The organism is Winogradskyella sp. (genome assembly GCF_013213835.1).
GTDB lineage: Bacteria > Bacteroidota > Bacteroidia > Flavobacteriales > Flavobacteriaceae > Winogradskyella.
This window is the reverse complement of sequence record NZ_JABSSU010000008.1, coordinates 122,927-135,472: the sequence shown is the minus strand read 5'-3', so window position 1 is coordinate 135,472 and position 12,546 is coordinate 122,927. Positions and strand designations below refer to the sequence as shown.

The window sequence follows — 12,546 nt, the reverse complement described above, 5'->3', positions numbered from 1 at the left end:
AAAACACTAGTTCTCTTCTCATGTGAAGATCTAACTAATGTTTGTCAATGATTAATAGCATCACAAATCTACACTTTTGACTGATTTTATTTATTAAAAAAATATCACTTCTTAGTTATCAAAACGTAACTAGAAATTTAAAAAAATACAACTCTAACATGTTGATTTTGATTCACGTTTAATCCCTAATTTTTTGCATTAAACCGAATAGCATTGCCATTCATCTCAAAAATTTGCAGAATATCTCTTTTAAATATTTAAAACTATTTATGTGTATAATTTTGTTTTTAAAGATTCTTTCCCCTCAACAGAATTTTAAAAAGTACCCAAACCAAAACCTACTTATTATGAAAAGAAGTTGTATTGCTATACTGCTGTTTATTTCTACACTTTGTTATGGCCAAAAAACCACATTAATACAGAATATTAATTTTAGAGCTAAAGAACTTAAACATCATTTGAATAAAAGTGGAGACAGTCTCGTACTTTCTAGCGATAATGTTATTTATAAGGTTGAAATTTTTAATAATGATTTTACCAAGTCTTTTGAGATTAATGATACCGCAGCCAAGATTCCATTGGCAGAAATTCCTAAAGGTCGATTTGTAACTGAAGTTAAAGTCAATCAGAAATTAATTATTCTAACATTAATAAGGCATAAAGACATTTCGTTAGCCGATGCAACGCCTGATCTTTCTAGTGATAATTCTGAGGTAAACCTCGCGGCATCCTTTAACCCTCACGAAGGCAAAGAAAAACAACTAATTATACCTATCAAAGTAGCGAAGTTTTTTTGGGTAATAAAAAAAATAAACAAGGGACACAGCTCAAGTAAAATAACCAAGCTTGCTGATAAAGAAACTGTTGAAAAGATGATTGAACAACATAAAATTGATCAAAAATCTAAAGCAGGTAGATTAAATATGTTAACGATCTGGGAAGTTTATGACACCTCTGCTTTTTTGAGACATAAACGCATTAACCCAAATGATTACACAACAAAAGACGCTGAATTTTTCAACTCAACGCCTTTTTACGATTCTAAGCCACAGAAGGAAATTACTTCTTCTTAAGCTCTAATTTTTCGGCAAAATAATCGCAAAAATCTTTCATTGTTGCTGTCATTTTTTCATCTTGAGTTGCCCTCATAAAAGTGTCACTCATAGTGACTAAAGTTTGATGAAAAAACTGTTTCATCTCGTCAACAGGCATATCTTTTGTCCAAAGATCTATTTTTAAAGTTTCTTGTGCATTGCTATCCCATACTGACAACATTAGCGCCTTTGCTTCTTCATTATTTATACCTCCATCCTCAGCAGACCATCTTAATTTTTCCGGCACACGATTTTCATCGAGCTCTACGTTCAATTCTATTTTTGACTTTATATTGTTTGCCATTATTTCTTGGGTTTAAAATTCGATTTTCTAAATAATTCTTCTGGTTGCATTTTCATGATATCAAAAACATTATCACCTGTTCTTTTGGCATAGGTCTTAACAATTTGCCAACCAATATACTGACCTAATCTTCCGGGCGATTCATTATCCAATTCCAAATAAAACTTGGAAAAAGGTGCATTAGCAATAAATCTACCAGGTAATTTACTATCTGTACTATAAAGCAGTTCTTTTTCTATAAAATAACTCCATATAGCACTTTCATTTGCTTCTGCCCACTTTAATTCTTCTTCGGTATACTCTATTTTACTAGCATCTGACTTAAAAGGAATCATAATATCTTTAAAATAATGTAGTTTTCCGAAGTAAATCATTTCATCTAAAAAGGTTTGCCTTTTTGGCTGAAAGATATATTTCTTAGCGTACTGTTCTGCAACATTTACAACAATTAAATCATCTCGCATATTCTCTGACAAATATTGAGGAATACTTTGATAAAATCTATGCTCACCACCTAAAAAATTGTCTAATGCAATAAGCACAATTGAGTCCGTAACAATTGTTTTATTTCTATAATCAACATAGTTAGTTAAAGTTACTACTCGCGGTATTGAAAAGCTTTGGTCATAATACTTTAAATGTTGAAATAAGTTTTGTAAGTCGGCTTTAGAATTCTTTAAATCTTGAAACTTAGCAGATACCTCTTGGGATAATTCTTGCTGCAAAGTGTCTTGCATTCTCTGAACCCAAACAGAATCTGGTATATGCTTAGAAAACAAAAATGGGAATGTTTTTTTAAGATTTGGCAAATCTTTAGAATCTGCATTGGCATATACTTTATCAAAACGTTCTATATCGAATTGAACCTCAACATTTGAAATTTCTTTTTCAAGCTTTGAATCTTCCTCGCAAGACACCAAAAAAGAAACAAACATTAAAACAGAAAACAATCTCGTTAACTTCATATAAATCATTTTTAATCCTAACACGATTCTGTTATTTTTGTTGTGCAAATGTACATTTCTTTGTCTTAAATTTAAATTATTATGCAAACTGAAAAGGTAGTAAATCATATTGTTAGTTGGATGAAAGATTATGCCTCAAAGGCAAAAGTTGACGGCTTTGTTGTAGGAGTTTCTGGTGGTATTGATTCTGCAGTTACCTCAACACTTTGCGCGGAGACAGGATTAAATGTTTTGTGTATTGAAATGCCGATACATCAAGCAGCAAGTCATGTTACAAGAGCACAAGAGCTTATTGCTCAACTCAAAAAGCGCTATTCGAATGTAAATGATGCTAGAGTTGATTTAACACCAGTGTTTGAAGAGTTTAAAACTGAAGTTAGTCTTGATGGCGAAAAAGCAACTGTAGATATGGCATTAGCCAATACTAGAGCAAGACTTAGAATGACCACCTTATACTATCATGCCGGTCTTTTAGGCAGATTAGTTGCCGGTACTGGTAACAAAGTTGAAGATTTTGGTGTTGGTTTTTTTACAAAATATGGTGATGGCGGAGTTGATTTAAGCCCAATAGCTGATTTATTAAAATCTGAAGTCTATAAGGTTGGTGAATTCTTAAAAGTACCAGAATCTATTATGGAAGCAGCGCCAAGCGACGGTTTGTTTGGAGACGCAAGAAGTGATGAAGATCAGATTGGTGCATCTTATCCAGAACTTGAATGGGCTATGCAAATGAAGGACGAAGGAAAAACTGCTGAAGATTTTTCTGGTAGAGAACAAGAAGTCTTTAAAATTTTTATGAGTTACAACACAAGAAATCATCACAAAATGATTCCAATTCCGGTTTGTGAGATTCCGTCCGATTTTAGGTAAAAAGCTCACCTTTAACGAATATATTGCTCTTTTTGTTCAGAAATTACTTATTTTTAGTGAACAAATCTTCTAGTTACACCCTTAAAGTAACTGTACTAACCGAACTAAAAGAAAATTTGAAATGATTCGTATTTTAATTGTTGACAACCATCCTATCGTAAGAAAAGGATTGGAGCTATTTTTGAATAGCAAACCTGACCTCAAAGTGGTAGGAAGTTTAAGTAACGGTATCGAAATCTTTGATTTTGTAAGACACCATGATGTCGATGTTATAGTTTCTGAAATTGATCTTCCAGAACTCAATGGTATCACTGCTCTTAGAGCGATTAAGAAAGAAAAAAAATCCATTAATGTATTGATGTTTAGTCATCAACCTGAAGAAATTTATGCAGTTAGCACCATTAAAGCTGGCGCATCTGGTTATCTAAATAAGGCTGCAGATGTTGACACCATTGAGGCTGCTATTAGAAAAATACATAATGGAGAAATCTCTTTAAGTGAAAAGATGGATAAGCATCTTAGATATGAGGATACCAGAAAAAGTCAGACAAGATTGTTTAAGAAACTTTCTACAAGAGAGGTAGAAGTTTTAAAACTGTTATCTATTGGTAGAAAAAATAAGCAGATTTCGCAAGAATTAAATATCAACGAGAAAACAGTAAGTACTTATAAAGCACGTCTTTTTAAGAAACTTAATGTGAATAATATTGTGGATTTAATTCATCAGGCAAAGCACCATAATTTGGCTTAATAAAAGTTAACTTATAACTTTTCCGAGCTTTCTTGACAGTAACATTTTAAGACCTAAATAATCCTTAACATCTTCCATTATGTTGCGTGTATCGGTATTATTTAGTGTCTTATTTTGATACTCTGCTACTTTTTTATCAATGAGATGACAACGCAAGCTTAGAATAGTCTGACTCACTAATTGAGAAATTGAGTGTTCCTTTTCTTTAGGAATTATTTGGTTGCGTTCCCAATCGTGTAAGTTGTATTTTTCATCTTCCATCAATATGCTCGTTACTTCACTTGCCGATTCTTGATCTAATTGATTAATGAAATTTTTAGTTGAAAAGTTTTGATCTTGATTTAACTTATCGATAAGTGAATAATACAACGTTTTAAACCTCTCGTTAGAAAACATCATTTCGTCTTCTTGAAGGTCTAAGTATATTTTTTCGAATACTCTGGCTTGATGCACAGTTGGCTCTAAAATTAAATCTTTAGACACTTCATCTTCCTTAAGTATTAAATCTTCAAATTGTTCTGTCTTATCACCATACAGCATTAGAATTTCAATAATCTTTCTTTCTAGTTCATATTGAACATCTATTTTATGTTTAGAACTTGGTTCGTTTTTTACAACTTCAAAGGCCTTTTGCTGTTGCTTGTATTGTTTATTTGCTTCCTGAGCACCCTTTTTACTAATCTGAGCAAGCGTACTAAATAAGACACTTTCACTTATATCCATAATTGAAGCACACTCTTGCACATAAACTTCACGCTTTATCGCATCTGGTATCTTAGCTATACTGTTTACAATTTCTCTTATAGTTTCAGCTTTCTTAATAGGATCATTATTAGCCTCTTTAACTAAAAGTGAGGCTTTAAATTGAATAAAATCTTTAGAATTAGTATGTAAGTAGTCTTTTAATTCTTCTAGCGAATTGTTCTTAGCAAAACTATCTGGATCTTCACCATCAGCGAACGTACAAACACGTACATTCATGCCTTGTTCTAGAATAAGATCAATCCCACGAATTGAAGCTCTTAATCCCGCCGCATCTCCATCAAACAGTACGGTAATATTATTTGTAAGCCTATTAATTAATCTAATTTGCTCAGATGTTAAAGCTGTACCTGATGAAGACACCACATTCTGAACACCTGTTTGGGAAAACTGAATAACATCAGTATAACCTTCAACCAAATAACAATTATCCTCTTTTGCTATGCTTTGTTTGGCGAAATACAGGCCATACAACACCTTACTCTTATGGTAAATTTCACTTTCAGGTGAATTGAGATATTTTGCTGCTTTCTTATCATTGGTCAGAATCCTTCCACCAAATCCTAAAACACGACCACTCATACTGTGTATAGGAAACATGACACGACCTTTAAATCTATCGAATCGTTTTTCTTCCTTTACAATTGTAAGTCCTGTTTGTTCTAAAAACTCAAGCTTATAACCTTTACCCAATGCATCATCTGTAAAGGCTTGCCATTCATCTAATGAATACCCAAGCTGAAACTTTTTTATAGTGTCCTCTGAAAATCCTCGTTCGTTAAAATAGCTTAAACCAATGGCTTGACCTTTATCGGTTTTGAGCATTGTTTTTTGAAAATACGTATTTGCGTATTCACTCACCAGATACAAACTCTCCCTAGCATCAGCTTGTGCCTTTTGCTCATCTGTTTGCTCGGTTTCTTCAATTTCAATATTATATTTCTTAGCTAAATACTTTATGGCTTCTGGATAGGTAAAATGCTCATGCTCCATTAAAAAAGTCACAGCATTTCCGCCTTTACCAGTTGAGAAGTCTTTCCAGATTTGTTTTACTGGTGACACCATAAAACTTGGTGTACGTTCGTCACTAAATGGGCTTAAACCTTTAAAATTACTACCTGCTTTTTTTAATTGCACAAAATCACCAATCACCTCTTCTACTCGAGCGGTGTCAAATACTTGCGCTATGGTGTTTTGAGAGATCAATTAATGCCTGTTTAATTAAGATGGTAAAATTAAGATAATCTCCTTGTAATAAAAAAAGACCCTAGTCAAATATTAACTAGGGTCTTTAAACACTCAAAATTGATTGATGAAAAAATTGCTTTAATCCATATCGAAGCGTACTCCAACTGAAATATTATTTTGATTTATAGTTTGATTTTTGAATAACGGATTTAGATCGTATTTTACATATAGTGCAACCTCACCTAGAGCAACATATCCACTCAACCCATATACAAATTCACTCACTTCAAAACCGCCACGCTGCTTATCTTTAATACGGTTGCCATCTTCTTTATATTTAAGTTTTTGCATACTTCCAATATTAAGACCTGCATAACCTCCAATACCTATTTTTAGTTTTCTGTATGTTGAATATCTAAAGTAATCCTTCTTCTCAATCTTCTTTGAAGGTCCAAATTCTAAATGTACAGGGAACACTAAATTTGTAGTTCTAAATTTAGCTTTTGTTAATTCTACAGGAAACTCCTGTAAAGTAATATCACCATCGTTATTGACTAAAAACTGATTATCTTTAATATCAAACTTGTTCCATTGAAATGAGAACCCGTACTTTAATCTCCAAAAATTAGTATTATCAAATAATCTAGTTTTCCAAGCATAACCGAGTTCCATGAATCCAGAACCTCCGATTTTATAAGGTGAATCGTCTAAGCTTACACCATCTATGATTGCGTTATTAAATCCGAAGGCAAACACGACATCTTCAGTTGTACGCAAGTCATATTTTCTTGGTTTATTTTTAGTTTTTTCGCCTATATAAATAATACCATCACTTTCTCCATCTGGACTCCCTATTCTGATCACAAAAGAATCTTCATTATCCTTACCAAACTCATAATTATCAATACCATTACGTCTTAATAATTCAATCTTACTATTAATGATATTTGTTCGAGTTTCAATATTTAATGCTGCCAATTCAGCCGCTGCTTTCTTTTGCGCCTCTGCTTCTGCAGCTGTAATAACCTTATCGTCTAATTGGCTATTAATACGAGCTATTTTAGCTTTTAATATCTCCTTTTCTTCGTCTTCAATCTTTGCTTTTTCCTTTTCTAAACTTTCTATTCGTTGGTCTAGCTTAACTTGATTGATTGAATCTTGCTCCTTATTCTGAGCGTTTACTGTTGTTATGGTTAACGATATAACCAATAGCACTGCTAATCTTGTAATTGTGTTCATAACTGTTCGTTTTTATTGATGATTAAAATTGATTCTATTTCATTGTCACTTCTAAAGCACTTCGACAAGCTCAGTGTGACACTTTGTGATTTAATTATTTCGTTCTGCTACGGCAGTTTTAACGGTTTCATAGCTACCTTTTAATGCTTCAAAAACTCTACTTCGAAACGACTGTCCCATTTCTTCTTCCACATCTTCTAACAATAAACTTGCATCTACCGTTACTTCCGTATCCTTTGTATATTTATTTTTAGTGATCTCTTTATGAGCTAATTTTAAAAGTGAATCTACCTCTTTATTAATCGCTTCATCACCTAACTCTTTTTGTTGATTTACAGCGCTCGCAATAGCAGACTTAACCTCCTCAGGATTTAATACTATTAGTATTTCTTCTTTAATTTCTTGTTGGTCAACTGCAGTAGTTTGCTCTTCTGCTAATCTTGTATCTGCTTTAGTTTTTTGACTGACTTTATTTTGTATAATAATTGGCTTTGGATCTTCAATAATAGGTAATTCTACTTCTTCCTCATCTATATCTTCACTTGCTACTTCACTCTTAAAAGTCTCTAAATCTTCTTGTTCTTCAGCTTGCTCTTTTATGTTATCTTCCACCAATACAGGTGTATTATTTTCGAGTTCATTATTGTTGAAAAATTGCACAGCTACTGCAACCATGATAATTAATCCAGCAGCAATACTCATCGACCAAAACCATGGAAACTTACCTTTATTGTCATCCTTGTCTAATCGTTCTGACAGTTTAGCCCAGCTATCTGCTGATGGCGACAACCTTCTCTCCTCTAACTTATCTTTTAATTGTTCTTCAAACTTAATTGGTGCCATAACTACTGTTATTTAATTCTTTAATTCCTTTTTGAAGCATTTGCCTTGCTTTAAACAACTGCGATTTAGATGTACCTTCTGAAATATTAAGCAATTCAGCGATCTCATGATGCTTATAACCCTCTATGGCGTACATTACAAAAACCATTCTGTATCCTTCAGGCAATCTGTCTATTAATTGCTGAATTTCTGCAACCTCAATATTCGACTTAATATTATTGTCATAATCATGGTCTAAATATTCATCTTCAGTAGCAAATTCAATATTCTTTTTTTGTCTCAAAAACGAAATTGCTTCTCTGACCATAATTCTTCGTATCCAACCTTCAAAGCTTCCTTCACCTTTAAATGCCTTAAGATTTTTAAACACTTTAAAGAATCCATTTAACATTACCTCTTCTGCTTGATGCACATCTTTGATATAATATCTACATACACTCAGCATTTTAGGGGCATGTAACTCATACAGCAGATGCTGTGCCTCGCGATTGTTTTTCGCTGCTCTTTGTATAAGTTTAGATTCATTTTTATGAAGTTGGATAACTTTCATTAATACGGTTTCTTTTGCGCTTCTATTAACTAAGACGCAAAAAGTTTAAAAATGGTTGTCTGAATAATTAAAAAAAATAAAAATAAATTACAAATTACTTGTTTTCAGTATTTTACAATCTATTTTTTTCTATTAATTACGTAATCCACCATTAAAATAAGTGAAGATTTATATGGAGATTCAGGATAGTCTTGTAATAAAGATAGAGCTTCTTGCTGAAAAGCTTTCATTTTTGATATGGCATATTCTAATCCATTATTAGATTTTACAAAAGCAATAACCTCCTTTACTCGTTTTTTATCCTTATTGTGATTTTTAATAGAATTTATAAGCCACGATTTCTCTTTTTTAGTACAATTATTAAGTACATAAATAAGAGGTAATGTCATTTTTTGCTCTTTAATATCAATACCAGTAGGCTTACCAATGGCTTCTTCTCCGTAATCAAAAAGGTCATCCTTAATTTGAAAGGCCATACCAATAAGCTCACCAAATCTGCGCATAATTTCTATGTGTGAAGTATTTGGCTTTACTGATGCCGCGCCTAAACTACAACAAGCTGCAATCAGAGTAGCTGTTTTTTGTCGAATTATGTCATAATATACCTCTTCAGTAATGTCTAAATGTCTAGCCTTTTCAATTTGAAGTAGCTCACCTTCGCTCATTTCTTTTACCGCAATAGATATTATTTTCAGAAGGTCAAAATCATTGTTATCAATTGATAGTAATAGGCCTTTAGACAATAAATAATCGCCAATTAAAACTGCAATTTTATTCTTCCATAGTGCGTTGACAGAAAAGAATCCACGACGACGGTTACTATCATCTACAACATCATCATGAACTAAGGTTGCTGTATGAATCAATTCAATTACTGAAGCACCTCTGTAAGTGCGATCACTAACATTACCATTGTTTAGCATTTTGGCTACCAAAAACACAAACATTGGTCGCATTTGTTTTCCTTTGCGATTGACGATGTAATGAGTAATTCTATTAAGTAACGCCACTTTACTTGCCATGGAAAGCTGAAACTTTTGTTCAAAAAGTTCCATTTCATAAGCAATGGGCTGCTTTATTTGTTCAGTAATCTTCATTTTAACTCAAAATGACTGCTAAATTACAAATAAAAGGAGTTTATATCGACAAAATGTGAATTTTACAGATTTAACATTAGCAGGTAAGAATTTATTGTAACTTTAGACCAATTAAATTAATCTTAAAACTAACATTTATGAAGAAAATTACATTATTGATGACATTATTCTTTACCTCAAGTTTAATGTTTGGACAAGTATTATCCGAGGATTTTGAAGGCGGCGGGCCTTTTGGTGCTTTTCCACCTACTGGATGGACAAACAACGAAATCGCACCGATGGGTGGATCATGGGTTAGTGCTTCTGATGGAGACGCTGTGGGATATAATTCACCTAATACTATTCTTTATGATAATGGTTTACTAGCAGGTACTTATGCATTATTTAATAGTGATGCTCTTGGAAATGACGGTAATGCAGAAAACACGGCTTTAGAAAGTCCATCGTTTGATGTATCTACTGCGTCGAATGTATTACTTTCTTTTAATCACTTCTTTACGGCTGGATATGGCGGACAAGGATTTGTTGAAGTTTTTAATGGAACAACTTGGATTGAGGTTGCCAATTATACTGGAGCTTCTCAAACCGATAGTTCATTTGGATTGGAGACTATAGATGTATCCACTGAATTAACCGGTGTTGCTAATGCACAAGTACGATTTAGATGGACTGGAGATTGGGCCTGGGGATGGGCCATTGATAATATTGTAGTTACCGCCCCTTCTTGTGTTGACCCTGCTGTAAGCTGGGTTGATTTTAGTACAACAACTGCCGATATAACGATAGATATTACAGGAGATTTTGAACTTGAATGGGGTGAATTCCCTTATACTCAGGGTAGTGGTGGAAATACGGCTACAATTTCAGCTGGCGACTCATATCAATTTACTAATCTAACACCAGGAGTTTCTTACGATCTGTTTGTAAGACAAAATTGTGGGGCTGATGGTTTCTCTAACTGGGTAGAAGCGGGGTTTGGCACTAGTCCTGACTTAAGTACTTTGCCGTATAACGAAGATTTTGAGTTTGCTTCTAACCAAAACTTCTTTGTAAACAAAGCCATTACTTTTGCTGGTACTGGTGTATGGAATTTTTCACAAGACGACCTATCTGATGGTGACGACACTAATGATTTTGCGAATAGTGGGGTAACTACATTTTTCTCAAATAATACAACTGTAGCTGATCCGGCGGATGCAATAATCTTTGTTGGACCTTTTCCTTTAACCACGGCTAACGAGTATATATTTTCTTTCCAACAAAGAACGTTGGCTGCAGCTGAACCAACAAGACCAGCAAAAGATTTTGATATTGTAGTTGCTGCAACAAATGATGGTATGGGTACTTCTGTACTTGGTTCTTTTGATGATGTAGATAATGTAACGTATACACTAAGAACTGGATCAGCATTTAATCCTCCCGCTGACGGAGACTACTATTTTGGGATACATGATAGAACAGATGTTCTTGCAGGAGTGGCACTTGCCAACACTATTTTTGTGGATGATTTAAGTATCACTAGCCAACCATTAAGTATTGATGAATTCGACCAAAACAGCTTCACTCACTTTTACAACAAAAGTTTAAAAACTTTAAATATTTCATCTGAAACCATAGCTTTTACGGGAATTGAAATTTACTCTGTTTTAGGAAAGAGTGTTGTTAACAATTCACTTACTGACACATCTGTAAGCATAGATGTATCAGCATTAAATGATGGTGTATATTTAGCAAAAATTAATACAGCTAATGGCACATCGACGTTTAAATTCGTGAAAAACTAACATAACATTATTCATTAATAAAAAAAAGTGGCTTAAAGCCGCTTTTTTTTATTAACTCTTGTTAGCGAGCTGCCCACAAGCAGCATCAATATCTTTACCTCTACTTCTTCTTACCGTAACGGTTATATTATTTTTTTCTAAAGTCTTAACATACATATCTAAAGCTTGCGGATTAGCTTGTTGAAACTCACCATCATCAATTGGATTATATTCTATAAGGTTGACTTTACTTGGTGAGAATTTGCAGAACTCTACTAAGGCCTCTACGTCTTTTTGCTTATCGTTTATACCTTTCCAAACAACATACTCGTATGTGATTCTGTTTCTGGTTTTAGCATACCAATATTCTAATGCTTCTCTTAAATCCTTAAGAGGAAAAGTAGCATTAAATGGCATAATGGAAGTTCGCACCTCATCTATTGCAGAATGCAGAGATACTGCAAGTTTAAACTTTACTTCATCATCTGCCATTTTCTTAATCATTTTTGGCACTCCAGAAGTGGAAACCACAATACGCTTTGGAGACATGCCTAAGCCTTCTGGTGATGTAATTTTATCAATTGCCTTAAGTACATTATTGTAATTCATAAGAGGTTCACCCATGCCCATAAATACAATATTACTTAAAGGTCTGTCATGATATAATCGACTTTCGTTATCAATAGCAACAACTTGATCGTATATCTCATCAGGATTAAGATTACGCATTCGCTTTAGTCTCGCCGTGGCACAGAATTTACAATCAAGACTGCAACCAACTTGAGAAGAAACACAGGCTGTGGTGCGTGTTGGTGTTGGTATTAATACAGACTCTACAATAAGATCATCATGAAGTCTCACCGCATTTTTAATGGTACCATCAGAGCTGCGTTGCATTTGATCTACTTTAATATGGTTGATGACAAAATTATCCTGAAGCATCTGACGTGTTTTTAAGGATATATTAGTCATATCCTCAAAACTATGTGCAGACTTTTGCCATAACCATTCATAGACTTGATTTCCTCTAAAAGCTTTATCACCTTCCTTAACAAAGAAATCTCTCAACTGCTCTTTGGTGAGTGCTCGTATGTCTTTCTTTTTCGCTTCCATATTGTTG

At 33.5% G+C, this 12,546-nt stretch carries 12 protein-coding genes; 4 read left to right on the top strand and 8 right to left on the bottom strand.

What is annotated here, in order from left to right; all coding sequences use genetic code 11:
• The first annotated feature begins 347 nt into the window (after positions 1 to 347).
• Positions 348 to 1,073 (top strand): hypothetical protein, encoded by a 726-nt coding sequence (locus tag HRU50_RS13090; protein ID WP_296351545.1) that lies wholly within the window; start codon positions 348 to 350, stop codon positions 1,071 to 1,073.
• Here HRU50_RS13090 and gldC read toward each other — a convergent pair.
• Both gldC and gldB read right to left on the bottom strand, forming a co-directional pair.
• Entirely contained in the window at positions 1,060 to 1,398 is a 339-nt protein-coding gene (gene gldC, locus HRU50_RS13085; protein ID WP_296351544.1) for a gliding motility protein GldC, read from the bottom strand. The genes HRU50_RS13090 and gldC overlap by 14 nt on opposite strands.
• The gene (gene gldB, locus HRU50_RS13080) at positions 1,398 to 2,363 is read right to left on the bottom strand and encodes a gliding motility lipoprotein GldB (RefSeq protein ID WP_296351543.1); all 966 of its coding nucleotides are present in this window, start codon (positions 2,361 to 2,363) and stop codon (positions 1,398 to 1,400) included. Before gldB ends, gldC begins: the two co-directional genes overlap by 1 nt.
• A gap of 81 nt (positions 2,364 to 2,444) precedes the next feature.
• On the opposite strand from gldB, the gene nadE reads away from it, so the two are divergent.
• Both nadE and HRU50_RS13070 read left to right on the top strand, forming a co-directional pair.
• On the top strand, positions 2,445 to 3,233 hold the full coding sequence (nadE, locus tag HRU50_RS13075; protein WP_296351542.1) for an NAD(+) synthase: 789 nt from the start codon (positions 2,445 to 2,447) through the stop codon (positions 3,231 to 3,233).
• A gap of 121 nt (positions 3,234 to 3,354) precedes the next feature.
• The gene (locus HRU50_RS13070; RefSeq protein WP_296351541.1) at positions 3,355 to 3,984 is read left to right on the top strand and encodes a response regulator transcription factor; all 630 of its coding nucleotides are present in this window, start codon (positions 3,355 to 3,357) and stop codon (positions 3,982 to 3,984) included.
• Positions 3,985 to 3,990: 6 nt separating this feature from the next.
• Here the strand turns inward: HRU50_RS13070 and dnaG are convergent, their stop codons facing one another.
• The 5 genes from dnaG to HRU50_RS13045 all read right to left on the bottom strand — a co-directional run bounded on the left by dnaG (position 3,991) and on the right by HRU50_RS13045 (position 9,663).
• On the bottom strand, positions 3,991 to 5,952 hold the full coding sequence (gene dnaG, locus HRU50_RS13065) for a DNA primase (RefSeq protein WP_296351540.1): 1,962 nt from the start codon (positions 5,950 to 5,952) through the stop codon (positions 3,991 to 3,993).
• A gap of 120 nt (positions 5,953 to 6,072) precedes the next feature.
• Entirely contained in the window at positions 6,073 to 7,173 is a 1,101-nt protein-coding gene (locus HRU50_RS13060) for a hypothetical protein (RefSeq protein WP_296351539.1), read from the bottom strand.
• Positions 7,174 to 7,263: 90 nt separating this feature from the next.
• Positions 7,264 to 8,016 carry a hypothetical protein gene (locus HRU50_RS13055; protein ID WP_296351538.1) on the bottom strand — a complete coding sequence of 251 codons (753 nt, stop codon included), beginning with the start codon at positions 8,014 to 8,016 and terminating at the stop codon, positions 7,264 to 7,266.
• Complete coding sequence (locus HRU50_RS13050) at positions 8,003 to 8,566, bottom strand: RNA polymerase sigma factor (protein ID WP_296351537.1); 564 nt, start codon at positions 8,564 to 8,566, stop codon at positions 8,003 to 8,005. Before HRU50_RS13050 ends, HRU50_RS13055 begins: the two co-directional genes overlap by 14 nt.
• Positions 8,567 to 8,685: 119 nt before the next feature.
• Entirely contained in the window at positions 8,686 to 9,663 is a 978-nt protein-coding gene (locus HRU50_RS13045) for a polyprenyl synthetase family protein (protein WP_296351536.1), read from the bottom strand.
• Between the two features lie 137 nt (positions 9,664 to 9,800).
• Between HRU50_RS13045 and HRU50_RS13040 the strand changes: the two genes are divergently transcribed.
• Positions 9,801 to 11,447 (top strand): T9SS type A sorting domain-containing protein, encoded by a 1,647-nt coding sequence (locus tag HRU50_RS13040; RefSeq protein WP_296351535.1) that lies wholly within the window; start codon positions 9,801 to 9,803, stop codon positions 11,445 to 11,447.
• A gap of 51 nt (positions 11,448 to 11,498) precedes the next feature.
• On the opposite strand, the gene rlmN is transcribed toward HRU50_RS13040, so the two are convergent.
• On the bottom strand, positions 11,499 to 12,539 hold the full coding sequence (gene rlmN / locus HRU50_RS13035; protein ID WP_296351534.1) for a 23S rRNA (adenine(2503)-C(2))-methyltransferase RlmN: 1,041 nt from the start codon (positions 12,537 to 12,539) through the stop codon (positions 11,499 to 11,501).
• Between the last annotated feature and the right edge of the window lie 7 nt (positions 12,540 to 12,546).